At 63.4% G+C, this 254-nt stretch carries 1 pseudogene; it reads right to left on the bottom strand.

The features are described from left to right. A pseudogene (locus FAZ79_RS11585) lies at window positions 1-254 on the bottom strand (hypothetical protein); the annotation flags it as partial.

Raw genomic sequence — 254 nt, 5'->3', positions numbered from 1 at the left:
GATCTCCTGCACCATCATGGTGTTGTCTTCGCTCACGAGTCTTCCTCAGGGCTCGGCGTCTCACCGAGCTGTTTTTCCAGTTGCTTGACCCGGCGTGCGAGCCGGTCGAGTTGTTTGAATCGCGCGGATTGCGATGCCAGCGCTCGTTGGTGTCCAGGGGCGTGCCGGCCGAGTAGATGCCCGGCCGGTGAATCGAGCGCGTCACCATCGACATGCCGGTGACGTGCACGTTGTCGGCCAGGGTCAGGTGGCCG

This window comes from Guyparkeria sp. SB14A (genome assembly GCF_005096345.1).
GTDB lineage: Bacteria > Pseudomonadota > Gammaproteobacteria > Halothiobacillales > Halothiobacillaceae > Guyparkeria > Guyparkeria hydrothermalis.
The sequence above is the reverse complement of the archived record's forward strand: the minus strand, read 5'-3'. Positions and strand labels throughout refer to the sequence as shown.